Origin of the sequence: Streptomyces canus (assembly GCF_041435015.1) — a bacterium.
In the GTDB taxonomy this organism is placed as follows: Bacteria; Actinomycetota; Actinomycetes; order Streptomycetales; family Streptomycetaceae; genus Streptomyces; species Streptomyces canus_G.
Window position 1 is genome coordinate 6069793 of sequence record NZ_CP107989.1, and the last position, 23695, is coordinate 6093487.

A 23695-nucleotide genomic window follows, 5' to 3' on the forward strand; every position below is an offset into this window, starting at 1 on the left:
GGTGGTCCAGGGCCATTACGTCGGCACACGTTCGACGGTGGTTGCTCATGGGTGGAACGTTGATTATTCGGCACTTTCAGTCATCTCGGGCTGCCAGTACTGCTCTTCGGAGCGTGGAAAGCTGATCATGAGTGGCGAGGGTGTCGGGCACGCTGTTGGGTGTCTGAGGGAATGAACCCCCTCGATGCCGGCCCCAGTGAACTCGCCTGTGAGGGCGGGGTGATGGGTGGCTGGTCGTTGTTTGAGAACTGCACAGTGGACGCGAGCATCTGTGGCCAAGTTTTTAAGGGCGCACGGTGGATGCCTTGGCACCAGGAACCGATGAAGGACGTGGGAGGCCACGATAGTCCCCGGGGAGTCGTCAACCAGGCTTTGATCCGGGGGTTTCCGAATGGGGAAACCCGGCAGTCGTCATGGGCTGTCACCCATACCTGAACACATAGGGTATGTGGAGGGAACGCGGGGAAGTGAAACATCTCAGTACCCGCAGGAAGAGAAAACAACCGTGATTCCGGGAGTAGTGGCGAGCGAAACCGGATGAGGCCAAACCGTATGCGTGTGAGACCCGGCAGGGGTTGCGCATTCGGGGTTGTGGGATCTCTCTTCTGTCGTCTGCCGGCGACAGGACGAGTCAGAAACCGTTGATGTAGGCGAAGGACATGCGAAAGGTCCGGCGTAGAGGGTAAGACCCCCGTAGTCGAAACATCAGCGGCTCGTTTGAGAGACACCCAAGTAGCACGGGGCCCGAGAAATCCCGTGTGAATCTGGCGGGACCACCCGCTAAGCCTAAATATTCCCTGGTGACCGATAGCGGATAGTACCGTGAGGGAATGGTGAAAAGTACCGCGGGAGCGGAGTGAAATAGTACCTGAAACCGTGTGCCTACAAGCCGTGGGAGCGTCGGGCAAGCACTTGTGCTTGCCTCGTGACTGCGTGCCTTTTGAAGAATGAGCCTGCGAGTTTGCGGTGTGTTGCGAGGTTAACCCGGGTGGGGTAGCCGTAGCGAAAGCGAGTCCTAATAGGGCGTTTGAGTAGCACGCTCAAGACCCGAAGCGGAGTGATCTAGCCATGGGCAGGTTGAAGCGGAGGTAAGACTTCGTGGAGGACCGAACCCACCAGGGTTGAAAACCTGGGGGATGACCTGTGGTTAGGGGTGAAAGGCCAATCAAACTCCGTGATAGCTGGTTCTCCCCGAAATGCATTTAGGTGCAGCGTCGTGTGTTTCTTGCCGGAGGTAGAGCACTGGATAGGCGATGGGCCCTACCGGGTTACTGACCTTAGCCAAACTCCGAATGCCGGTAAGTGAGAGCACGGCAGTGAGACTGTGGGGGATAAGCTCCATGGTCGAGAGGGAAACAGCCCAGAGCATCGACTAAGGCCCCTAAGCGTACGCTAAGTGGGAAAGGATGTGGAGTCGCAGAGACAACCAGGAGGTTGGCTTAGAAGCAGCCACCCTTGAAAGAGTGCGTAATAGCTCACTGGTCTAGTGATTCCGCGCCGACAATGTAGCGGGGCTCAAGCGTACCGCCGAAGTCGTGTCATTGCGATATATACCCCCAACGGGGATCGTGATGGGTAGGGGAGCGTCGTGTGCCGGGTGAAGCCGCGCCGGAAGGCAGTGGTGGACGGTTCACGAGTGAGAATGCAGGCATGAGTAGCGATACACACGTGGGAAACGTGTGCGCCGATTGACTAAGGGTTCCTGGGTCAAGCTGATCTGCCCAGGGTAAGTCGGGACCTAAGGCGAGGCCGACAGGCGTAGTCGATGGATAACCGGTTGATATTCCGGTACCCGCTGTGAAGCGTCAAACACCGAACCTATTGATGCTAAGGCCGTGAAGCCGTTCCGGACCCTTCGGGGAATGGAAAGTGGTGGAGCCGCCGAACCAAGGTGGTAGTAGGTGAGTGATGGGGTGACGCAGGAAGGTAGTCCAGCCCGGGCGGTGGTTGTCCCGGGGTAAGGGTGTAGGACGTCAGGTAGGTAAATCCGCCTGGCAATAGTCTGAGACCTGATGCCGAGCCGATTGTGGTGAAGTGGATGATCCTATGCTGTCGAGAAAAGCCTCTAGCGAGTTTCATGGCGGCCCGTACCCTAAACCGACTCAGGTGGTCAGGTAGAGAATACCGAGGCGTTCGGGTGAACTATGGTTAAGGAACTCGGCAAAATGCCCCCGTAACTTCGGGAGAAGGGGGCCATCACTGGTGAGAGGACTTGCTCCTCGAGCTGGGGGTGGCCGCAGAGACCAGCGAGAAGCGACTGTTTACTAAAAACACAGGTCCGTGCGAAGCCGTAAGGCGATGTATACGGACTGACGCCTGCCCGGTGCTGGAACGTTAAGGGGACCGGTTAGTCACATTTCGGTGTGGCGAAGCTGAGAACTTAAGCGCCAGTAAACGGCGGTGGTAACTATAACCATCCTAAGGTAGCGAAATTCCTTGTCGGGTAAGTTCCGACCTGCACGAATGGCGTAACGACTTCTCGACTGTCTCAACCATAGGCCCGGTGAAATTGCACTACGAGTAAAGATGCTCGTTTCGCGCAGCAGGACGGAAAGACCCCGGGACCTTTACTACAGTTTGATATTGGTGTTCGGTTCGGCTTGTGTAGGATAGCTGGGAGACTGTGAAGCTTGGACGCCAGTTCAGGTGGAGTCGTCGTTGAAATACCAGTCTGGTCGTGCTGGATGTCTAACCTGGGTCCGTGATCCGGATCAGGGACAGTGTCTGATGGGTAGTTTAACTGGGGCGGTTGCCTCCTAAAGAGTAACGGAGGCGCCCAAAGGTTCCCTCAGCCTGGTTGGCAATCAGGTGTTGAGTGTAAGTGCACAAGGGAGCTTGACTGTGAGACCGACGGGTCGAGCAGGGACGAAAGTCGGGACTAGTGATCCGGCGGTGGCTTGTGGAAGCGCCGTCGCTCAACGGATAAAAGGTACCCCGGGGATAACAGGCTGATCTTCCCCAAGAGTCCATATCGACGGGATGGTTTGGCACCTCGATGTCGGCTCGTCGCATCCTGGGGCTGGAGTCGGTCCCAAGGGTTGGGCTGTTCGCCCATTAAAGCGGTACGCGAGCTGGGTTTAGAACGTCGTGAGACAGTTCGGTCCCTATCCGCTGCGCGCGCAGGAATATTGAGAAGGGCTGTCCCTAGTACGAGAGGACCGGGACGGACGAACCTCTGGTGTGCCAGTTGTTCTGCCAAGGGCATGGCTGGTTGGCTACGTTCGGGAGGGATAACCGCTGAAAGCATCTAAGCGGGAAGCCTGCTTCGAGATGAGTATTCCCACCCCCTTGAGGGGTTAAGGCTCCCAGTAGACGACTGGGTTGATAGGCCGGATCTGGAAGCCCAGTAATGGGTGGAGGTGACCGGTACTAATAGGCCGAGGGCTTGTCCATATTTGCTCGCGTCCACTGTGTTAGTTCTGAGGCAACGACCGTGTCGTTTTTCCGGTCTAACTTCATAGTGTTTCGGTGGTCATAGCGTGAGGGAAACGCCCGGTTACATTCCGAACCCGGAAGCTAAGCCTTACAGCGCCGATGGTACTGCAGGGGGGACCCTGTGGGAGAGTAGGACACCGCCGAACTCCTTTTAGATGGAGAGGCCCACACCTTATGGTGTGGGCCTTTCTGCATTTAAGGTTCGGTTTCCTCAAAAAAGGGGGGCGCTTCGCGCCCCCCCTTTTTTCGTTTACAGGCGCCCTGCCGCCTTCAATGCCAGATAGGCATCGGCCAGCGCTGGAGCCAGATCGTCCGGTGTCGCGTCGACGACAGTCACTCCGTGGCGGCGGAGTTGTTCCGCCGTGCGATGGCGCTCCATCCGCGCCTGGGCAGCCGCTGCGGCCTCATAGACCGCATCGGTGTTTCCGCGGGCCGTCGCCATGCGGGCGATATGAGGATCCGCCACTGAGGCCAGAAGGACCGCGTGCCGTTGGGTGAGTTGAGGAAGGACGGGCAGCAGGCCCTCCTCGATCGGTGCGGCGTCGAGGCTGGTGAGCAGCACGATCAGGGAGCGGCGAGGAGCCGTACGCAGGGCTGTGGCTGTGAGGCCCCGAGCGTTCGTCTCGACTAGTTCGGGTTCAAGGGGGGCCATCGCGTTGACCAGGGAGGAGAGCAGGTCCTTGGCCGTTCGGCCTTGGACCAGGGCGCGTACTCGGCGGTCGTATGCGAGGAGATCCACGCGATCGCCGGCGCGGGAGGCAAGGGCGGCCAAGAGCAGAGCCGCGTCCATGGAGGCGTCAAGACGGGGTGCGTCGCCCACGCGGCCTGCCGATGTGCGGCCGGTGTCGAGGACCACGAGGATGTGGCGGTCGCGTTCGGGGCGCCAGGTGCGTACGGCGACGGACGTCTGTCGGGCGGTGGCTCGCCAGTCGATGGAACGGGTGTCGTCACCCGGGACGTACTCGCGCAGGCTGTCGAATTCCGTGCCCTCACCGCGGGTGAGAACGCTGGTGCGGCCGTCGAGTTCGCGCAGGCGGGCGAGCTTTGATGGGAGGTGCTTGCGGCTGGTGAACGGGGGCAGGACGCGGACCGTCCACGGGGCCTTGTGGGTGCCCTGGCGGGAGAAGAGGCGGAGGGGGCCGTAGGAGCGAATCGTCACTCGGTCGGCATGGCGGTCGCCTCGGCGGGTGGGGCGCAGGCGAGTGGTGAGGCGTCGGCGTTCGCCCGCTGGGACGGTCAGTTGGTGGCGGGAGGCTTCCACTTCGGTGCCGGGCTGCCAGCTGCTGGGGGGCCAGGCGTCGCGCACGTGGGCTCGGAGGGGGCGGCCGGACGGGTTGGTGACCGTGAGGGTGACGTCGGCGGCCTCGCCCAGGCGGACGGAGGTATCGCCGGAGCGAGCCAGGCCGAGCCGTCGTACGGGTGCCGCCAAGGCGAAGTCGCAGGCGCAGGCCACCGCCAGGGGGGCGTTGACGGCGAGGATGCCGGTCCAGCTGGGTTCCCAGATGCCGACAGGGAGAGAACCCAGGGCGGCGAGGAGTGCGGCGCGTCCGGTGAGGGCCATCAGCGGGGGACCGGGACGTGGGCCAGGATCGCGTTGATGACGGAGTCGGCCGTCACGCCCTCCATCTCGGCCTCCGGGCGCAGTTGTACGCGGTGACGAAGGGTGGGGAGGGCCAGGGCCTTCACGTCGTCGGGGATCACGTAGTCGCGGCCGGTCAGCCACGCCCATGCGCGCGAGGTGGCCAGGAGGGCCGTGGCGCCGCGCGGGGACACGCCCAGGGTGAGGGAAGGGGACTCGCGTGTGGCGCGGCAGATGTCGACGACATAGGCGGTGATCTCGGGGGAGATCGTGGTCTTGGCGACTGCGGCGCGTGCGGCTTCGAGGTCGGCGGGGCCTGCCACGGGGCGTACGCCGGCGGCGCGCAGGTCGCGGGGGTTGAATCCCTCGGCGTGGCGGGTGAGGACGTCGATCTCGTCCTGGCGGGAGGGGAGCGGGATCGTCAGTTTGAGGAGGAAACGGTCCAGCTGGGCTTCGGGAAGGGGGTAAGTGCCCTCGTATTCGACCGGGTTCTGGGTCGCGGCGACCAGGAACGGGTCGGGGAGGAGGCGCGGGGTGCCGTCGACAGTCACCTGGCGTTCCTCCATGGCCTCCAGGAGGGACGACTGGGTCTTGGGTGGGGTGCGGTTGATCTCGTCCGCGAGGAGGAGGTTGGTGAAGACCGGGCCGGCCTGGAAGGAGAACTCGGCGGAGCGGGTGTCATAGACCAGGGAGCCCGTCACATCGCTCGGCATCAGGTCGGGGGTGAACTGGACGCGCTTGGTGTCGAGTTCGAGTGCGGATGCGAGGGCGCGGACGAGCAACGTTTTGGCGACCCCAGGGACTCCTTCCAGTAGTACGTGTCCGCGGCAGAGGAGGGCGACGACGAGACCGGTCACGGCGGGGTCCTGGCCGACCACGGCTTTGGCGATCTCGGCGCGCAGGGCTTCCAGGGAGGCCCTGGCGGAGCCCGGGTCCCCGGTGGTCCCGGCGTTGTCAGTGGTCGGGTCCATCATGAACGGCGTACCTCTCTTTCGAGGGCGTCGAGTTGGTCGGCTAGGGAGATGAGGGCTGCGTCGTCGCCGGGCGGCGGGCCGAAGAGGAGGGACTGCAGGGACTGTCCGTCTCCGTCTCTGTGGAGATGGGCGGACAGGGCGGGGAGCAGTGCTTCGGGCGCGTGCGCCTGGGTGACGGGGACGCCTACGAGGGGGGCGAGGCGGGTGCGGGTGGTGGAGCGAAGAGCGGTGGCCGCGCGGTCGCGGGCGTTGGCTTTGCGGTAGAGGCGGGCGCGGCCTTCGACGGTTTCGGAGGCGCGGATCGCCACGGGGAGTTTCTCGGGCACGAGCGGGCCCAGTCGGCGTGCCCTCCACAGGGCGGCGAGTGCTGCCGCGAAGAAGAGCTGCAGTGTGCCCCACAGCCAGCCCGAGGGGAGCAGGTCGAGGAAGTCCTTTTCCTCGTCCGGGCCGGTGGCCGAGGGGTCGGAGAGCGAGGGGAGGTACCAGACCAGATGGGGGCGGGAGCCGAGGAGTTGGAGGGCGAGCGAGGCGTTGCCCTGCTCGTCGAGGGTGTCGTTGTAGAGGATGTCGGGGGCGCCGAGCACGACGGTGTCGCCGTCTCCGGAGGCCGCCGGGACGCGCACCAGGGTGGGCAGGCGCTCGCTGGGGTAGCACTCGTCGTAGCCGGGCTGTGTGACGGTGTAGCGGATGCCGCCGGTGTCGGCGGTGCCCGCGCGCTGGGCCGCCGGCAGGGCGCAGTGGGGGGAGAGCGTCGAGTCGAGGCTGGTGGCGGGGTCCGCGACGACGCCGGGGGCCAGCCGTTCCACGGACCAGCTGCCGGGGGCGACGAGGAGGGTGCGGCCGTCGGAGTCGGCGGTCGCGGAGCGCAGTTGGCTCTGCTGACGATGCGTCAGGAGGTCGGGTACGGCGATCAGGAGCGTGGTGTCGGGGCCGGCAGCGGCGCGGGCTTCGTCGAGGGTGGTGACCACTCGGGTGTCGATGCCTCGGTCGGCGAGGAGTTCGGCGACGGCGCGGCTGCCGTAGGGGTCGGCGGAGCGCGGGTCGAGGCCGCCGTGGCGTTCGGTGGAGCGGATCGCCGCGATCGCCACGGCCGCGACGAGGAGAAGAACGAGGGCGAGCACGATGCCTCGCGCGCGGGTCCACACCTGGCGGGCGGTGGGCGAGGCCGAGGTGGACGGGAGCGTGGCCTCGGTGGTCATTCGGCGGCTCCCTGGCGGGCGTTGTGGGCCGCGCTGTGGCTGCTCGCGCCGGCCGCGAGCACCGGCTTGGTGCGTTCCAGGTCGCGGTCGAGTTCGGCGATGCGGTGGTACGACTGCTCGGTCGCGGCCCGGCCGCCGTACGTGACGTCGTCGAAGTCCCGGGCCGCGGAACGCAGCCGGTCCGTGTGGGAGGGCAGGGCGCGGCCTGCTTCCGCGGCGGCCTCGTCCGCGGTGCGGCCGGGGCGGATGTCGAGGAGGGCGCGTTCCTCCAGGGAGCGGACGATGGCGCGCATGCGTTCTTGGACGGCCTGGTTCCAGTGGCCCTGCGCGGCGTGTGCCTCGGCGGCCGCGCGATGGTCGGTGGCGCTGCGTGGGCGGTCGTCGAACAGGGCGGCGGAGGAGGCCGGCCCGCGGCGCGGAGTGCCCAGGCGCCACCACAGCGCGCCGACGATCAGGAGGATGGCGGCGATGACGACGACGAGGCCGAGTGATCCCCCTGGTGTCGCGGACGAGGCGGCGTTGAACAGCTTGTCGACCCAGTCCCAGAACGCGTTGAGGGCGCGCTGGAACCAGCTGGGGTCGTTCTCGTGGTACATGCGCTTGGACAGCTCGCGACGGGCCGCCTCTCGCGCGGGGTCGCGCGGGGTCGTCAGTGGCGGTTCGTCGGCGGACCGTGCCAGTGACAGCACGGATGTATCGCCGGCGCGCAGCATGGTGAGCACTCCCCCCGGCAGGTTCACCGCATCAGCTCCCGGGAGTGGGGCCGGTGCCGTAGCCCTGGACGCCGGCTGCCCGGGCCAGTTCGAGGTCGAGGCCCTCGCGGCGGATGCGCTGGTCGATGTAGAGGAGCACGGTGACGCCCGCCGTGATCGGGAAGGTGATCATCGAGCCGATCACCGAGCCGATGCCGCTGATGATGAGGAACGTCCAGCCGAGGTCGCCGGTGCCGTTGACGAACCCGCCGACACCCTCGCCGCTGAGCGCCGCGGCGAGGAAGGTGAAGGGGATGACGACGATCGCCGCGACGATGTTGGCGATGATCCCGGCCAGCAGCTGAATGCCGAGGACCCGCCACCAGGAACCGCGGACCAGCTTCGTGGAGCGGCTCATCGACTTCACGATGCTCTGCTTCTCCAGCATCAGCGCGGGCGAGGCCAGGGAGAAGCGGATCATCAGCCACAGCGCGACGACGCCGGCGCCGAGGACGCCCAGGACGACGAGGGCGATGCCGCCGCCGTTGGAGCCCGCGGCCGCCACGAGGATGCCGGGCAGCGCCCCGACGGCAAGCACACCGAAGGTGATGAGCAGCAGGAGGAAGATCAGGCCGAACAGCCTGGGTACCTGCGGGCGGGCGTCGCGCCAGGCCTCACCGGTGGTGACCGGCCTGCCGAGTACGGCCCGGCTGGTGACCGCTGTCAGCAGGGCGGTCGCGGCGACCGTGCCGATCAGGGAGATCAGGAAGACGATGGTGCTGCCGAGCATGGTCTCGCCCAGGGCGCGGGTCAGCTCGTCGACGCTGGCGCTGGGGTCGTTGAGGGCCTCGGTCCCTGCGCTGTCGTTCAGGACGAAGCCCTGGAGCAGGATGACGAGGACCTCGGTCACGACCGCGACGGTCAGCGAGATACCGAGGACCGTGCGCCAGTAGGTGCGCATGGTGGAGACCGCGCCGTCGAGGATCTCGCCCACGCCGAGCGGGCGCAGGGGGATCACGCCGGGCTTGGCTGCGGGCGGGGGGCCGCCCCAGCCGCCGTAGCCGCCGCCCCAGCCCGGGGGGGGAACGTAGCCTCCGGGCGGGCCGGCGGGGGGCTGGGATCCCCAGCCCGGGCCGGGCGGCGGGGGTGGGGGCGTCTGACCGGGAGCGGCGGGGCCTGTGGGGGCGGACCACTGACCGGGGGGCGGCTGTTCCTGGGACCACTTCGAGTCGGCGTCCTGCGGGCTGTCCTGCGGCTCTTTCGCGGGGTTCGCCGTCTCGGGCCGGTCGGCGGGCTCGGCGGGATCGGACGTGCCGGGCTTGTGTCCGTCGGGCGGGGCGGATCCGGGCGAGGCCCAGCCCGGAGTGTCGTTCATCGTCGCTCCTTCACGGTGCCCGTCCGCGGTCGCGGCGGCAGGTTGGCAGCCATCGTGCCATGGGGTGGTCGGCGAAGGACCAGCCGCGGTATGGGCTGCGCACCTTCAATACTCCGGCGCACAAGGGGCAGACTGACGACATGGCTGATCAGTACGCGCAATCCGGCGAGGACAGCAAGCCCACCGAGATTCCGGCAATCCGCTGGGAGGAGCCACCCGAAGGCCCCGTCCTGGTGCTTCTTGACCAGACGAGGCTGCCGGCCGAGGAGGTCGAACTGGTCTGTACGGACGCGTCCGCGCTGGTGGAGGCGATCCGTTCGCTCGCCGTGCGCGGGGCGCCGTTGCTTGGCATCGCGGGGGCGTACGGGGTCGCGCTCGCCGCCGCGCGCGGGTTCGACGTGGACGAGGCGGCGGCTGTGCTGGCGGGCGCGCGTCCGACCGCGGTGAATCTCGCCGTCGGGGTGCGCAGAGCCGAGGCCGCGTACCGGGCCGAGCTCGCCAAGAGCGGTGACCAGGAGCTGGCCGCCGGGGCTGCGCTGGCGGCGGCGCGCAGGCTGCACCGGGAGGACGCGGCGGCCAGTGCCGCGATGGCCGAGCGTGGGCTGGCACTGCTGGACGAACTGCTGCCGGGCGGCGGGCACCGGATCCTGACGCACTGCAACACCGGTTCGCTGGTGTCGGGCGGCGAGGGGACGGCGTTCGCGGTGGCGCTCGCGGCTCACCGGGCGGGGCGGCTGCGGCGGCTGTGGGTGGACGAGACGCGTCCGCTGCTCCAGGGTGCCCGGCTGACGGCCTACGAGGCGGCGCGCAGCGGGATGGCGTACACCTTGCTGACCGACAACGCGGCCGGCTCGCTGTTCGCGGCCGGGGAGGTCGACGCGGTGCTGATCGGGGCCGACCGGATCGCCGCCGACGGGTCGGTGGCGAACAAGGTGGGGAGCTATCCGCTCGCGGTGCTCGCGCGCTACCACCATGTGCCGTTCATCGTGGTGGCGCCGGTGACCACGGTCGATCCGGACACGCCGGACGGGGCGTCGATCGAGGTGGAGCAGCGGGCCGGGCACGAGGTGACCGAGATCGCGGCGCCCCAGGTCCCGGTGGTGGGAGTCGAGGCGGGCGGTGGGATTCCGGTGGCGCCGCTGGGGACCCAGGCCTACAACCCCGCCTTCGACGTGACGCCGCCCGAGCTGGTGACGGCGATCGTCACGGAGGAGGGCGTGGTGTCTCCGGTGACGGCCGAGGCGCTCGCTGAGTTGTGTGCAACGTCCCGGGAGGTGACGATCAGCTGATCCGGATGTGGTGGCCACGTATTCCGCCTGAATCCACGGCGGACCCTCGCCGGGGCGGCCGAGGCAGACAGTGACGGTCCAGTACGACTAAGGTCACTGGTCGGTGAGCTGTCTCACCACTGCCTTCACCACTGTTATGAGAATGGGATGATGTCTTTATGAAGGGACGAGTCCTTGTCGTCGACGACGACACCGCACTTGCCGAGATGCTGGGCATTGTGCTGCGTGGTGAAGGTTTTGAGCCGTCTTTCGTAGCCGACGGTGACAAGGCGCTGGCCGCGTTCCGTGAGGCCAAGCCGGATCTGGTGCTGCTGGATCTGATGCTGCCCGGGCGGGACGGTATCGAGGTGTGCCGCCTGATCAGGGCGGAGTCCGGGGTGCCGATCGTGATGCTCACGGCGAAGAGCGACACCGTCGATGTGGTCGTGGGCCTGGAGTCCGGTGCCGACGACTACATCGTGAAGCCGTTCAAGCCGAAGGAGCTCGTGGCCCGGATCCGGGCGCGGCTTCGGAGGTCGGAGGAGCCGGCTCCCGAGCAGCTCGCCATCGGTGACCTGGTCATCGACGTGGCCGGGCACTCCGTGAAGCGGGAGGGGCAGTCGATCGCGTTGACGCCGCTGGAGTTCGATCTGCTGGTCGCACTCGCGCGCAAGCCGTGGCAGGTGTTCACGCGTGAGGTGCTCCTCGAGCAGGTGTGGGGCTACCGGCACGCCGCCGACACCCGGCTCGTCAATGTCCATGTGCAGCGGCTGCGCTCCAAGGTCGAGAAGGACCCGGAGCGGCCGGAGATCGTGGTGACCGTCCGTGGTGTGGGGTACAAGGCAGGGCCCAGCTGACATGTCCGGAGACAGTGCTGCTTCGTCGCCCGGACGGACCGGGGCGGCTGCGGGGCAGCCTGTCGGGCGGAAGTCGGCGGGTTCCCGCTGGGGACGTTTCGTCGAGGGCGGGCTGCTTCAGGGCGGAGTCCAGGGCAGCCCGGTCCTCAGGCTCTTCATGCGCTGGGTGCGTCGGCCGCTGCTGCCCGTGATGCGGCTGTGGCGGCGCAACATCCAGCTCAAGGTCGTCGCCACGACCCTGCTGATGTCGCTCGGTGTGGTGCTTCTGCTGGGCTTCGTCGTCATCGGACAGGTGCGCAACGGGCTCCTCGACGCCAAGGTCAAGGCGTCGCAGAGCCAGGCCACCGGTGGGTTCGCGGTGGCCAAGCAGAAGGCGGACGAGGCCGGTGCCGGGACCGACGAGGCGGCCCCGGCGGAGGGTCAGTCCGACCAGTTCGTCATCGAGTGGATGAGCAACCTTGTCTATTCGCTCTCCAGCGGCGGTCAGGGCGCCTTCGACGTGGTGACCCTGCCCGTGGGCGGCGACAGCGGGAGCGGGCGCGGACCGCGTGCCTCGGGCGACGTCGACCCGACGGCCAGCGTCCCCGAGGCTCTGCGCGAGAAGATCGACGAGAGCACCACGGCCGCCCAGAGCTACACCCGCATCGTCTACGACCCCTACCAGGATCCCCAGCCGGCCCTGGTCATCGGCAAGCAGGTCAACGACCCCAACGGCGACCCGTACCAGCTGTACTACCTCTTCCCGCTCACGCAGGAGGAGAAGTCGCTCAGCCTGGTCAAGGGCACCCTGGCGACCGCCGGGCTCTTCGTCGTCGTACTCCTCGGCGCGATCGCCTGGCTGGTGGTGCGGCAGGTCGTCACGCCGGTGCGGATGGCCGCCGGGATCGCGGAGCGGCTGTCCGCCGGGCGGCTCCAGGAACGCATGAAGGTCACCGGTGAGGACGACATCGCGCGGCTCGGTGAGGCCTTCAACAAGATGGCGCAGAACCTTCAGCTGAAGATCCAGCAGCTGGAGGACCTGTCGCGGATGCAGCGGCGGTTCGTGTCGGACGTGTCGCACGAGCTGCGGACGCCGCTGACGACCGTACGGATGGCCGCCGATGTCATCCATGACGCGCGCGAGGACTTCGATCCGATGACCGCGCGGTCGGCCGAGCTGCTCGCCGACCAGCTGGACCGCTTCGAGACGCTGCTCGCGGACCTGCTGGAGATCAGCCGCTTCGATGCGGGCGCGGCGGCGCTGGAGGCGGAGCCGATAGACCTCCGGGAGGTCGTACGGCGAGTGGTCGGCGGGGCCGCGCCTCTTGCCGAGCGCAAGGGCACCACGGTCCGGATCGTGGGCGACCAGCAGCCCGTCGTCGCCGAGGCCGACGCCCGGCGCGTGGAGCGGGTGCTGCGCAATCTCGTCGTCAACGCCGTTGAGCACGGTGAGGGCAAGGACGTCGTGGTCAAGCTGGCTTCGGCGGGCGGGGCGGTCGCGATCGCGGTGCGCGACTACGGCGTCGGGCTCAAGCCCGGTGAGGCCACGCGCGTGTTCAGCCGTTTCTGGCGGGCCGACCCGGCACGCGCGCGTACCACCGGCGGTACGGGACTGGGGCTGTCCATCGCCCTGGAGGACGCGCGGCTGCACGGCGGCTGGCTGCAGGCGTGGGGCGAGCCGGGTGGCGGTTCGCAGTTCCGGCTGACGTTGCCGAGGACGGCCGACGAGCCGCTGCGGGGCTCGCCGATACCCCTGGAGCCCAAGGACTCGCGCCGCAATCGTGGACTCAATGACGCCGGTCTGCCGCGTGGGGGCGGCGACAAGGCGGCGACCGTACCGGTTCAGCCGACGGGTGACCAGGTGACCTCGCGGGACCCGATAGCGCCCAGGTCGTCCTCTGTGGCACCCACGGCGGATCCGACGGCGCTGCCCGGCAACGGCGCGCGCGTGGTGCCCCGGCCAACGTCCGGTGCGCCACGGCCGGACAGCACTTCCGTCGGGGACAGGCCCGGCGGTGAGACCGTGAGCCGCCCGGACGCCGGGTCGCAGGAGTCGTACGAACAGCAGGGGGAGGCATTCCGTGGACGCTGACCGCGAGGGGGGCGGCCGGCGCACGCCGAGGCGGGCTATGGCGTACGTCGCCTGTGGCGTCGTACTGCTGGCGGGATGTGCCTCCATGCCGGACAGCGGGGATCTGCGCGGGGTCGACGCCACCCCGCGGCAGGACACCCAGGTGCGGGTCTACGCGATGCCGCCGCAGGAGGACGCCGAGCCCCTGGACATCGTGCAGGGCTTTCTGGAGGCGCTGACCAGCGACGATCCGGACTACGAGACGGCCCGCAAGTACCTGACCCGGAACGCGGCGAAGCAGTGGCAGCCGGGGCTGTCCACCACGGTGCTCGACGACGGGCCCGGGGCCGACGTCGTGCCTCCCGTGGGCCGGGAGCAGGGCGAGGACACGGCGTTCACGCTGACCGGCACCAAGGTGGCCGTGGTGGACGCGCAGCAGTCGTACGCACCGGCCTCCGGCGAGTACCGGGAGACCGTGCACCTCGTGCACGACAAGAAGAGCAAGCAGTGGCGGATCGACAGCCCTCCGCCGGGTGTCGTCATGGGGAAGTCGGACTTCCAGCGCAACTACGTGTCCGTCAACAAGTACTACTTCGCCTCGAACACGCGGGCGGCGACGGCTCCGCAGACCGTGGCGGTCGCCGATCCCGTGTATGTGCGCGAACGCGTTGACCCCATGACGCAGTTGGTGCGATCCCTGCTCAGCGGGCCGACGAGCTGGCTCGACCCCGTTGTCAGGACGCGCTTTCCGACGGGTACCGCGCTGAAGAACGGCGTCTCCTCGCTGACTCCCGACGACCAGAACATGTTGACGGTGCCGCTCAATGCCAAGGCCGGGCACGTCGGTGCTGACCAGTGCGAAGCGATGGGGACCCAGCTGCTGTTCACCCTGCAGAACCTCACCCCCGCGGTGGACGCGGTGGAACTGCAGGCGGGCGGCAAGCAGTTGTGTTCCGTGAAGGAGAACGAGGCCAACGGCGCCGCCACGCGCGGTTCGGTCGAGAATCCCGCGTACCTGTACTTCGTGGACGGCAGGCACCGGCTGGTGCGGATTTCGGCCGAAGCGGACGCCGGCGGTACGAAGGCCGAGCCGGTGCCGGTGCCCGGAGCGCTGGGCGACGGCGACAAGGACCTGCGGTCGGTGGCCGTCTCGCGTGACGAGCACACGGCGGCCGGGGTCGGCATCGACGGCAAGGCGCTGTACGTCGGGTCGCTGGTGTCGGGCGGGTCACTCGGGGAGCCGGTGCTGGTCAGCAGCGGCAAGACGGCCGAGGACCGGCTGACCACGCCGAGCTGGGACGCCGAGGGCGATCTGTGGGTGGCCGACCGGAACCCCGCCGATCCGCGGCTGCTGCTGTTCAAGGAGGGCGCGGGCAAGCCGCTGGAGGTGGCGACTCCCGGGCTGGACGGGCGTATCAGGGACCTGCGGGTGGCCGCCGACGGGGTGCGGATCGCGCTTGTCGTGGAGAAGGGCGGCAAGCAGTCTCTGTTCGTCGGGCGGATCGAGCGGGAGGGCAGGACCGGGGACCCGCAGAGCGTCTCGGTGCGGGAGCTGCGCTCCACGACACCGGATCTGGAGGAGGTCACGACCATGTCCTGGGCCGGCGACAGCAGGCTCGTGGTGGTCGGACGTGAGCAGGGTGGTGTGCAGCAGACGCGGTACGTCCAGGTCGACGGCTCCACTCCGGAGGGGCCGCCGCCGGCCGCGCTCACGGGTGTGAAGGAGATCGCCGCGTCCGAGGACGACGAGATGCCGCTGGTGGCCTACTCGGAGGACGGGATCGTACGGCTGCCCTCCGGGGCGCAGTGGCAGAAGGTGGACGCGGACGGGACGGCGCCGGTCTATCCGGGGTGAGGTGACGGGACCGCGCTGTCGGTGGCGGCCGCTTTTGCCGGGGTGAGGCCCTGGTGGGGGTGGCCGCTTTTGTTCTGGGGCGAGTGGGGATTGGCGGTTGGTCGGGCGAGTTGGATTCGCTGGGTGGGACGGGCCGGATTCGTTGTACGGACTCGTGTGTACGAGGGATTGATTCGCGGGCGGTGTTCGGCCGACCGATGGGCTGTAGGGGAGGCCGGAGAATGCGGTGGGAACGATTGTTCGGGTCGTTCGTGCCGGAGGCGGGGTTTTCCACAGGTAGTTATCCACAGGGGTGGCCGGTCGGCTTCGGCGTTGGCACAGTGGTGGGCATGCGGGGGTGGTGGCAGGACCTGACCGATCTGGTGCTGCCGGCCGAGTGCGGAGGCTGTGGGAGGCCGCGCACGGTGCTCTGTCCGGAGTGCCGTGCCGCCCTGGACGGGGCCGCACCGAGCCGGGTGCGACCAGTGCCGGAGCCGTCCGGATTGCCGGTCGTGCACGCGGCGGCTCGGTATGCGGACTCGGTACGGGCGGTGTTGCTGGCCCACAAGGAGCGGGGAGCGCTGGGCCTCGCTGGGCCGCTCGGTACGGCTCTGGCGGGGGCGGTGTGGGCGGCGGTGCGGGAGGCATGTGCGCCGGGAGGTGGGGGATCTGCGTCGGGGTGGCCTCGGGGGTCCTGGGAGGGGGGCTACGGGGCTTTGGCTGGGCTCGGTGGAGAGGCGGGGAGCGCGTCATGCGGCCCCGTGACGGTGGGCCTTGATGGGGGCCGGGCCGGTGTGCCGGTGCTGCTCGTTCCTGTGCCGTCCGCGCGGCGGGCGGTTCGGGCTCGGGGGCATGATCCGGCGCGGCGGATCGCGCTCGCGGCGGCGGGGGAGCTGCGCCGGGCGGGGATGACGGCGCGGGTGGTGGCAGTACTGCGGCAGCGGCGGCGGGTGGCCGACCAGTCGGGGCTCAACTCGCGGCAGCGGCTGGACAATCTCGCGGGCGCGCTGACGGTGGCACCCGGCGGCGGACGTCTGCTGGCCGAAGGGCTGGTCGTGCTGGTCGACGACCTGATGACGACAGGCGCGTCCCTCACCGAGGCGGCACGGGCCGTCCGGGAAACGCGGACTCGGGAGAACCCCGGGCCGCATCGTGAACGGATGAGGGCCGGACACCGTGATCAACGACAACAGGGGAGGGGGTGTCGGCCGCTGGAGACGGACGCATGGCCTGGTGACCGGCAGCTGGGGACAGCAGGACAGCGTGTCCAAGGGCACCGGGGAACGGACGAATGGCGCGGGCGACAGCGGCAGGACGGTGGACGCGTGGCGGCCGGATGCGACGGCGAAGAATCGGGCTTCGTGTACACCGCTGCAACTCGGGAAAGCATGGGGGAACGGTTGGTCACAGTGGCGGAGGAGGACACGGACCGGGAGCGCTGCTCGGTGACAGCGGCGGGCGTCGGTGGCGTCCATGACGTGATCTGCGCAGCCGTGGTCGCGGCGTCACCGGATTCCTTCGAAATAAACCGGAACTGACTGCGTAGTTGCATCGTTGCAGGTTACGAGAGGATCAATTCACCTGAACGGAGGTACGCGGCAGTAGAGGGTGACGACATCCGTCCGGGCGAGATATGTTCGGTTGTGAGAGAAAGGCGCAGGCCACGCCTCGCAAATCCGAATGCCGTGCCCGCGGGATTTCCACCATCACCCGCGACGGTGGAATGGAGATCTTGCCCGCGGGGGAGGAGGTGGAAGTCACCGAGTCCGAGGTTCCGGGGCTCACCGGAGCCTGGTGCAAAAGGGAGACGCTCCGCATCGAGGCGGAGCGATCCGGGAACGGAGTTCTGCGTGGACATCGTCGTCAAGGGCCGCAAGACCGAGGTGCCCGAGCGGTTCCGCAAGCACGTGGCCGAGAAGCTGAAGCTGGAGAAGATCCAGAAGCTCGATGGCAAGGTGATCAGCCTCGACGTCGAGGTGTCCAAGGAGCCGAACCCCCGACAGGCCGACCGTTGTGACCGAGTGGAGATCACGCTTCGCTCCCGCGGTCCGGTGATCCGGGCGGAAGCGGCAGCCAGCGACCCGTACGCGGCACTCGACCTGGCGGCGGAGAAGCTGGACGCGCGGCTGCGCAAGGAGCACGACAAGCGCCACACACGCAGGGGCGCACGGCGACTCACGGCTGCCGAGGTCGCCGACCACGTTCCGGGCGCGGCGACGCTCAACGGCAACGGGCAGGCCGTTCACGAGGAAGAGTCGGACGGTGTGCCCACCAAGAAGATCGGCTCGCTGGAGATCAAGGGTGATGGCCCCCTCGTGGTCCGCGAGAAGACCCACGTCGCCTCCCCGATGACCCTCGACCAGGCTCTCTACGAGATGGAACTGGTCGGGCACGACTTCTATCTGTTCGTCGACTCCGAGACCAAGGAACCGAGTGTCGTCTACCGGCGGCACGCCTACGACTACGGCGTCATCCACCTGAGCACGGACCCGATGGTCGCCCGGGCGCACTCTCCCGCGGCGGCCGGAGACACGACGGGTGGCTGACCCTCCCGGATGACAGCTGAACCGGTGCCCCTGGAGCGCTTGTGCGCCCCCAGGGGCACCCGCGTGCGACCATTTCGCGTCCCGCTCTGTCATCTCACTGTCGTCCGGGCATGAAATCATGGCCACACCGGCCCAACCGGTGGGTCGTTGCCTTGGGTTGGCGATGGCACAGGACCAGCCACAGCCTTCAGGGGGAGGAACGATGGCGGACAGCTTCGGACCGCTGCACGGCGAGAACGCCGGCGACGGGGTCGTCAGCATGGGCACGGACGCGGGCTCTCCACGCAAGGAGCCGATCCGGGTTCTCGTCGTGGACGACCATGCACTCTTCCGGCGCGGACTGGAGATCGTGCTCGCGGCCGAGGAGGACATCCAGGTCGTGGGGGAGGCGGGCGACGGCGCGGAGGCCGTCGACAAGGCCGCCGACCTGCTGCCGGACATCGTTCTGATGGACGTGCGGATGCCCAAGCGGGGCGGGATCGAGGCCTGCACCTCCATCAAGGAAGTGGCACCCAGCGCCAAGATCATCATGCTGACGATCAGCGACGAGGAAGCCGATCTCTACGACGCGATCAAGGCCGGCGCGACCGGATATCTCCTCAAGGAGATCTCCACGGACGAGGTGGCGACCGCCATTCGCGCGGTGGCCGACGGACAGTCACAGATCAGCCCCTCCATGGCGTCGAAGCTGCTCACCGAGTTCAAGTCGATGATCCAGCGGACGGACGAGCGACGTCTCGTGCCCGCCCCGCGGCTCACCGACCGTGAGCTGGAGGTCCTCAAGCTCGTCGCCACCGGGATGAACAACCGCGACATCGCGAAGGAGTTGTTCATCTCCGAGAACACCGTGAAGAACCATGTGCGCAACATCCTGGAGAAGCTGCAGCTGCACTCCAGGATGGAGGCGGTGGTCTACGCGATGCGGGAGAAGATCCTCGAGATCCGCTGATTCGGCTTCCGGTCAGCGCAGGGCCGTCGCCAGCGCTCCGGTGACTTCCTTGGCGAGGGGCTCGCGCAGGTCCGGCGGGTCCACCCGCTCGACCCGAATGTCCGTGCCGTCCACCCAGCTCGCCGCCTCGACCAGGGCCTGGGCCACCGCCGGGACCGCCTTCGGGCCGTCCAGGGTGACCTGCCTGGCCACCAGCGTGCTCCCCTCCCGGGCCGGGTCCACGCGGCCCACGAGACGGCCACCGGCCAGCACCGGCATGGCGAAATAGCCGTAGATCCGCTTGGGCTTGGGGACGTAGGCCTCCAGCCGGTGGGTGAAGCCGAAGATCCGCTCCGTGCGCGCGCGTTCCCAGATCAGGGAGTCGAACGGGGACAGCAGGGTGGTGCGATGGCGGCCGCGCGGGGGTGTCTCAAGGGCTGCGGGGTCGGCCCAGGCAGGCTTCCCCCAGCCCTCGACCGTGACCGGCACCAGGCCGGAGTCGGCGATCACCGCGTCGACCTGTTCGCCCTTGAGGCGGTGGTAGTCGGCGATGTCCGCGCGGGTGCCGACCCCCAGGGACTGGCCGGCGAGTCGGACCAGGCGGCGAAGGCACTCGGCGTCGTCCAGCTCGTCGTGGAGCAGGTCGGCGGGGACGGCGCGCTCGGCGAGGTCGTACACACGCTTCCAGCCACGGCGCTCCACGCAGACCACCTCGCCGTACATCAGGGCGCGCTCGACGGCGACCTTGGTGCCCGACCAGTCCCACCACTCGCTGGTCTTCTTCGCGCCGCCCAACTCCGTGGCGGTGAGGGGGCCTTCGGTGCGGAGTTGCTTGATGACCTGGTCGTAGGTGCCGTCCGGCAGCTGGTGGTTCCAGTGCGGGCGGCTGCGGTAGGCGCGGCGGCGGAAGGCGAAGTGGGGCCATTCCTCGATGGGCAGGATGCACGCCGCGTGCGACCAGTACTCAAAAGCGTGCCTGTCAGTCCAGTAGGCGCTCTCCACCTTCTTGCGGCCCACCGCGCCGAGACGGGCGTACGGGATCAGCTCGTGGGAGCGGGCGAGTACCGAGATGGTGTCGAGTTGGACCGCCCCGAGGTGACGGAGGACGCCGCGGACTCCGGCCCGGCGATCGGGGGTGCCGAGGAACCCCTGGGCGCGCAGCACGATGCGGCGGGCCTCGTCGGCGGTGAGGTCGGTGGCGGGAGGCGGGGTCGTCATGGGTCCGAACGATAGGGCCCGGCACTGACAGTGCGAGGTGACCTGCGGATCTACCGAGGGGCGGGAAGATACTGCGCCGTCGACGGCAGGCCCAGGTCCGAGGGCAGCAACGCGCCCACCCAGCAGTCCCGGCGTACGCCCTGGTGGACGAGCGAGGAGCGCAGTACGCCCTCGATGGTGAAGCCGGCGCGCTCCGCCACCGCGTGCGAGGCGTGGTTGCCGACCTCCGCCCGCCATTCGACGCGGTCGATCGACCACTCGCCGAAGGCCCAGCGGACGGCGGCCTCGACGGCCTCGGTGACGTAGCCGTTGCCGCGCTGTTCCTTGGTGCTCCAGTAACCGATCTCGGCCGTGCCCGCGGAGCGTTTGGTGAGGCTGAGCATGCCCACCAGCTCCTCTCCTTCGGGAAGGAAGAGGCCCCAGGTGAACATCGTGTCGTTCGCCCAGCCTTCCGGGACCAGCTGCTCCGTGAACCCCTGGGCGTGCTCGCGCAGGTACGGCGAGGGGATTGTCGTCCAGCGCAGGATGTCGGGGTCCTGCACGGCCGCGAGGACGGTCTCGGTGTCCCGCGGGGTGGGCGTGCGCAGCAGGAGACGGGCCGTGGTCAGGGTGACGGGTTCCATCAGCTGATTCTGCTCAGGTGTTCGGTGAAGACGCCACCGATTTCGCTGTGAGTGAGCGAGCGATCACAATTCGCGCAATTCGTGGGCGGGGCGCGGCACCATCGGTGTTCCCCGTCCGTTGTTCCCTTTGAAACAGATTTGAAGGAGCTGACAGTCGGCGTACCCGGCAGGCCTCCCGGCGTGGCGGGGTCCTCGCATACGATGGCCGTTGCTCAGTAAGTCAAATGGAAACCGACCGTCCCAGGCCCGACCGGCAAGGAGACCAACCCCCGTGTCCGTCCTCTCGAAGATCATGCGTGCAGGCGAAGGCAAGATCCTGCGCAAGCTGCACCGCATCGCGGACCAGGTCAACTCCATCGAAGAGGACTTCGTCGACCTCTCCGACGCCGAGCTGCGGGCCCTCACCGATGAGTACAAGCAGCGGTACGCCGACGGTGAGAGTCTGGACGACCTGCTGCCCGAGGCGTTCGCCACCGTGCGCGAGGGTGCCAAGCGCGCGCTCGGCCAGCGTCACTACGACGTGCAGATCATGGGCGGCGCCGCCCTCCACCTCGGCTATGTGGCCGAGATGAAGACCGGTGAGGGCAAGACCCTCGTCGGCACCCTGCCCGCGTATCTGAACGCGCTGTCCGGCAAGGGCGTGCACCTGATCACGGTCAACGACTACCTGGCCGAGCGCGACTCCGAGATGATGGGCCGCGTCCACAAGTTCCTCGGCCTGAGCGTCGGTTGCATCCTCGCCAACATGACGCCGGCCCAGCGCCGCGAGCAGTACGCGTGCGACATCACCTACGGCACGAACAACGAGTTCGGCTTCGACTACCTGCGCGACAACATGGCGTGGTCCCAGGACGAACTCGTCCAGCGCGGCCACAACTTCGCCATCGTCGACGAGGTCGACTCCATCCTCGTCGACGAGGCCCGTACGCCGCTGATCATCTCCGGTCCGGCCGACCAGGCCACCAAGTGGTACGGCGACTTCGCCAAGCTGGTCACCCGCCTGAAGAAGGGCGAGGCCGGAAACCCGCTCAAGGGCATCGAGGAGACCGGCGACTACGAGGTCGACGAGAAGAAGCGCACGGTCGCCATCCACGAGTCCGGTGTCAGCAAGGTCGAGGACTGGCTGGGCATCGACAACCTCTACGAGTCGGTCAACACCCCTCTGGTGGGCTACCTGAACAACGCCATCAAGGCGAAGGAGCTCTTCAAGAAGGACAAGGACTACGTCGTCATGGACGGCGAAGTCATGATCGTCGACGAGCACACCGGCCGTATCCTCGCCGGCCGCCGCTACAACGAGGGCATGCACCAGGCCATCGAGGCGAAGGAAGGGGTGGACATCAAGGACGAGAACCAGACCCTTGCCACGATCACCCTCCAGAACTTCTTCCGCCTCTACAAGCGCCACGACCACAACGACAAGGAACAGCCGGGCCTCTGCGGCATGACCGGTACGGCGATGACCGAGGCCGCCGAGTTCCACCAGATCTACAAACTCGGCGTCGTCCCGATCCCGACCAACCGGCCCATGGTCCGCAAGGACCAGTCGGACCTGATCTACCGCACCGAGGTCGCGAAGTTCGAGGCGGTCGTCGACGACATCGTCGAGAAGCACGAGAAGGGCCAGCCGATCCTCGTCGGTACGACGTCGGTCGAGAAGTCCGAGTACCTCTCCCAGCAGCTCAGCAAGCGCGGCGTCCAGCACGAAGTGCTGAACGCCAAGCAGCACGACCGTGAGGCGACGATCGTCGCCCAGGCCGGCCGCAAGGGCGCCGTCACCGTCGCCACCAACATGGCCGGCCGTGGTACCGACATCAAGCTCGGCGGCAACCCCGAGGACCTCGCCGAGGCGGAGCTGCGCCAGCGCGGCCTCGACCCCGAGGAGCACATCGAGGAGTGGGCCGCGGCCCTGCCCGCCGCCCTGGAGAAGGCTGAGCGGGCGGTCAAGGCGGAGTTCGAGGAGGTCAAGGAGCTCGGCGGGCTCTACGTCCTCGGTACCGAGCGGCACGAGTCGCGTCGTATCGACAACCAGCTGCGCGGTCGTTCCGGCCGGCAGGGCGACCCCGGCGAGTCCCGCTTCTACCTCTCCCTGGGCGACGACCTGATGCGCCTGTTCAAGGCCCAGATGGTCGAGCGCGTGATGTCGATGGCGAACGTTCCGGACGACGTTCCGATCGAGAACAAGATGGTCACGCGCGCGATCGCGTCCGCGCAGTCGCAGGTCGAGCAGCAGAACTTCGAGACCCGTAAGAACGTCCTGAAGTACGACGAGGTCCTCAACCGCCAGCGCGAGGTCATCTACGGCGAGCGGCGCCGCGTCCTGGAGGGCGAGGACCTGCAGGAGCAGGTCGTGCACTTCATGGACGACACGATCGACGCGTACATCGCGGCGGAGACCGCCGAGGGCTTCGCCGAGGACTGGGACCTTGACCGGCTGTGGGGCGCGTTCAAGCAGCTCTACCCGGTGAAGATCACCGTCGAGGAGCTGGAGGAGGCGGCGGGCGACCGCGCGGGCCTGACCGCCGAGTACATCTCCGAGTCGATCAAGGACGACATCCACGAGCAGTACGAGGCGCGTGAGACGCAGCTCGGCTCCGAGATCATGCGTGAGCTGGAGCGCCGGGTCGTGCTGTCGGTCCTGGACCGCAAGTGGCGCGAGCACCTCTACGAGATGGACTACCTCCAGGAGGGCATCGGCCTGCGCGCGATGGCGCAGAAGGACCCGCTGGTCGAGTACCAGCGCGAGGGCTTCGACATGTTCACCGCCATGATGGAGGGCATCAAGGAGGAGTCCGTCGGCTACCTGTTCAACCTGGAGGTCCAGGTCGAGCAGCAGGTCGAGGAGGTCCCGGTCGAGGACGAGAAGCCGTCCCTCGCCAAGCAGGACGCGGTTCCGGCGCAGGCCGGCTCGCGTCCCGAGATCCGCGCGAAGGGGCTCGACGCCCCGCAGCGCAGGGACCTGCACTTCTCCGCGCCGACCGTGGACGGCGAGGGCGGTGTCATCGAGGGCGAGTTCGCCGACGACGACGAGCCCGTGCGCTCCGAGGCGGACGGCCTCACGCGCGCGGAGCGTCGCAAGCAGTCCCGTGGTCGGGGGCGGCGCAAGAAGTAGGGCCT

The 23695-nt window shown here is 68.0% G+C and carries 15 protein-coding genes and 2 rRNA genes; 10 read left to right on the forward strand and 7 right to left on the reverse strand.

Features of this window, described 5'->3' with window-relative positions:
• Positions 1 to 273: 273 nt before the first annotated feature.
• Together OG841_RS27805 and rrf are read left to right on the forward strand one after the other, a co-directional pair.
• Positions 274 to 3393 (forward strand): 23S ribosomal RNA (locus OG841_RS27805).
• 71 nt (positions 3394 to 3464) lie between these two features.
• A 5S ribosomal RNA gene (gene rrf / locus OG841_RS27810) occupies positions 3465 to 3581 on the forward strand.
• Between the two features lie 104 nt (positions 3582 to 3685).
• On the opposite strand, the gene OG841_RS27815 is transcribed toward rrf, so the two are convergent.
• The 5 genes from OG841_RS27815 to OG841_RS27835 are packed head-to-tail and all read right to left on the reverse strand — an operon-like array spanning position 3686 to position 9254.
• Entirely contained in the window at positions 3686 to 4996 is a 1311-nt protein-coding gene (locus OG841_RS27815) for a DUF58 domain-containing protein (protein ID WP_371567020.1), read from the reverse strand.
• A complete protein-coding gene (locus tag OG841_RS27820) occupies positions 4996 to 5985 on the reverse strand; it encodes an AAA family ATPase (RefSeq protein ID WP_328639007.1) in 990 nt (329 codons plus the stop codon). Before OG841_RS27820 ends, OG841_RS27815 begins: the two co-directional genes overlap by 1 nt.
• Positions 5985 to 7187, reverse strand: coding sequence for a DUF4350 domain-containing protein (locus tag OG841_RS27825; RefSeq protein ID WP_371567021.1), 1203 nt, complete (start codon positions 7185 to 7187; stop codon positions 5985 to 5987). The genes OG841_RS27820 and OG841_RS27825 overlap by 1 nt, the downstream gene beginning before the upstream one ends.
• Positions 7184 to 7900: a DUF4129 domain-containing protein gene (locus OG841_RS27830; protein ID WP_328643553.1), complete on the reverse strand. Its 717-nt coding sequence runs from the start codon at positions 7898 to 7900 to the stop codon at positions 7184 to 7186. The genes OG841_RS27825 and OG841_RS27830 overlap by 4 nt, the downstream gene beginning before the upstream one ends.
• A 31-nt stretch (positions 7901 to 7931) precedes the next feature.
• Positions 7932 to 9254, reverse strand: coding sequence for a glycerophosphoryl diester phosphodiesterase membrane domain-containing protein (locus OG841_RS27835; RefSeq protein WP_328639005.1), 1323 nt, complete (start codon positions 9252 to 9254; stop codon positions 7932 to 7934).
• 140 nt (positions 9255 to 9394) lie between these two features.
• Here OG841_RS27835 and mtnA point away from each other — a divergent pair, with 140 nt between their 5' ends.
• From mtnA to OG841_RS27870, 7 genes are all read left to right on the forward strand, one after another.
• Positions 9395 to 10543 (forward strand): S-methyl-5-thioribose-1-phosphate isomerase, encoded by a 1149-nt coding sequence (mtnA, locus tag OG841_RS27840; RefSeq protein WP_328639004.1) that lies wholly within the window; start codon positions 9395 to 9397, stop codon positions 10541 to 10543.
• A 158-nt stretch (positions 10544 to 10701) separates the two neighbouring features.
• Entirely contained in the window at positions 10702 to 11379 is a 678-nt protein-coding gene (gene mtrA / locus OG841_RS27845) for a two-component system response regulator MtrA (RefSeq protein WP_005486885.1), read from the forward strand.
• A 1-nt stretch (position 11380) separates the two neighbouring features.
• Positions 11381 to 13450 carry an MtrAB system histidine kinase MtrB gene (gene mtrB, locus OG841_RS27850; protein WP_328639003.1) on the forward strand — a complete coding sequence of 690 codons (2070 nt, stop codon included), beginning with the start codon at positions 11381 to 11383 and terminating at the stop codon, positions 13448 to 13450.
• Positions 13440 to 15284, forward strand: coding sequence for an LpqB family beta-propeller domain-containing protein (locus OG841_RS27855; protein WP_328639002.1), 1845 nt, complete (start codon positions 13440 to 13442; stop codon positions 15282 to 15284). The genes mtrB and OG841_RS27855 overlap by 11 nt, the downstream gene beginning before the upstream one ends.
• A gap of 329 nt (positions 15285 to 15613) precedes the next feature.
• Complete coding sequence (locus OG841_RS27860; RefSeq protein WP_328639001.1) at positions 15614 to 16801, forward strand: ComF family protein; 1188 nt, start codon at positions 15614 to 15616, stop codon at positions 16799 to 16801.
• Positions 16802 to 17113: 312 nt separating this feature from the next.
• Positions 17114 to 17809, forward strand: a complete 696-nt coding sequence (gene hpf, locus OG841_RS27865; RefSeq protein WP_328639000.1) for a ribosome hibernation-promoting factor, HPF/YfiA family — start codon at positions 17114 to 17116, stop codon at positions 17807 to 17809.
• A gap of 202 nt (positions 17810 to 18011) precedes the next feature.
• Positions 18012 to 18758 (forward strand): response regulator transcription factor, encoded by a 747-nt coding sequence (locus OG841_RS27870; RefSeq protein WP_328638999.1) that lies wholly within the window; start codon positions 18012 to 18014, stop codon positions 18756 to 18758.
• A gap of 12 nt (positions 18759 to 18770) precedes the next feature.
• On the opposite strand, the gene OG841_RS27875 is transcribed toward OG841_RS27870, so the two are convergent.
• Together OG841_RS27875 and OG841_RS27880 are read right to left on the reverse strand one after the other, a co-directional pair.
• Positions 18771 to 19955 (reverse strand): winged helix-turn-helix domain-containing protein, encoded by a 1185-nt coding sequence (locus OG841_RS27875; RefSeq protein ID WP_371567022.1) that lies wholly within the window; start codon positions 19953 to 19955, stop codon positions 18771 to 18773.
• A gap of 50 nt (positions 19956 to 20005) precedes the next feature.
• Entirely contained in the window at positions 20006 to 20578 is a 573-nt protein-coding gene (locus OG841_RS27880; RefSeq protein ID WP_328638997.1) for a GNAT family N-acetyltransferase, read from the reverse strand.
• Positions 20579 to 20849: 271 nt separating this feature from the next.
• Between OG841_RS27880 and secA the strand changes: the two genes are divergently transcribed.
• Positions 20850 to 23690, forward strand: coding sequence for a preprotein translocase subunit SecA (gene secA, locus OG841_RS27885; protein WP_328638996.1), 2841 nt, complete (start codon positions 20850 to 20852; stop codon positions 23688 to 23690).
• Positions 23691 to 23695: the final 5 nt, after the last annotated feature.

What these genes read in the sequence shown, in the direction of transcription:
- OG841_RS27835 (WP_328639005.1), bottom strand. Translation starts at nt 9,254, where the DNA reads ATGAACGACACTCCGGGCTGGGCCTCGCCCGGATCCGCCCCGCCCGAC.
- mtnA (WP_328639004.1), top strand. Translation starts at nt 9,395, where the DNA reads ATGGCTGATCAGTACGCGCAATCCGGCGAGGACAGCAAGCCCACCGAG.
- OG841_RS27870 (WP_328638999.1), top strand. Translation starts at nt 18,012, where the DNA reads ATGGCGGACAGCTTCGGACCGCTGCACGGCGAGAACGCCGGCGACGGG.
- OG841_RS27880 (WP_328638997.1), bottom strand. Translation starts at nt 20,578, where the DNA reads ATGGAACCCGTCACCCTGACCACGGCCCGTCTCCTGCTGCGCACGCCC.
- mtrA (WP_005486885.1), top strand. Translation starts at nt 10,702, where the DNA reads ATGAAGGGACGAGTCCTTGTCGTCGACGACGACACCGCACTTGCCGAG.
- OG841_RS27825 (WP_371567021.1), bottom strand. Translation starts at nt 7,187, where the DNA reads ATGACCACCGAGGCCACGCTCCCGTCCACCTCGGCCTCGCCCACCGCC.
- OG841_RS27860 (WP_328639001.1), top strand. Translation starts at nt 15,614, where the DNA reads ATGCGGGGGTGGTGGCAGGACCTGACCGATCTGGTGCTGCCGGCCGAG.
- OG841_RS27815 (WP_371567020.1), bottom strand. Translation starts at nt 4,996, where the DNA reads ATGGCCCTCACCGGACGCGCCGCACTCCTCGCCGCCCTGGGTTCTCTC.
- OG841_RS27875 (WP_371567022.1), bottom strand. Translation starts at nt 19,955, where the DNA reads ATGACGACCCCGCCTCCCGCCACCGACCTCACCGCCGACGAGGCCCGC.
- OG841_RS27820 (WP_328639007.1), bottom strand. Translation starts at nt 5,985, where the DNA reads ATGGACCCGACCACTGACAACGCCGGGACCACCGGGGACCCGGGCTCC.
- mtrB (WP_328639003.1), top strand. Translation starts at nt 11,381, where the DNA reads ATGTCCGGAGACAGTGCTGCTTCGTCGCCCGGACGGACCGGGGCGGCT.
- OG841_RS27830 (WP_328643553.1), bottom strand. Translation starts at nt 7,900, where the DNA reads ATGCTGCGCGCCGGCGATACATCCGTGCTGTCACTGGCACGGTCCGCC.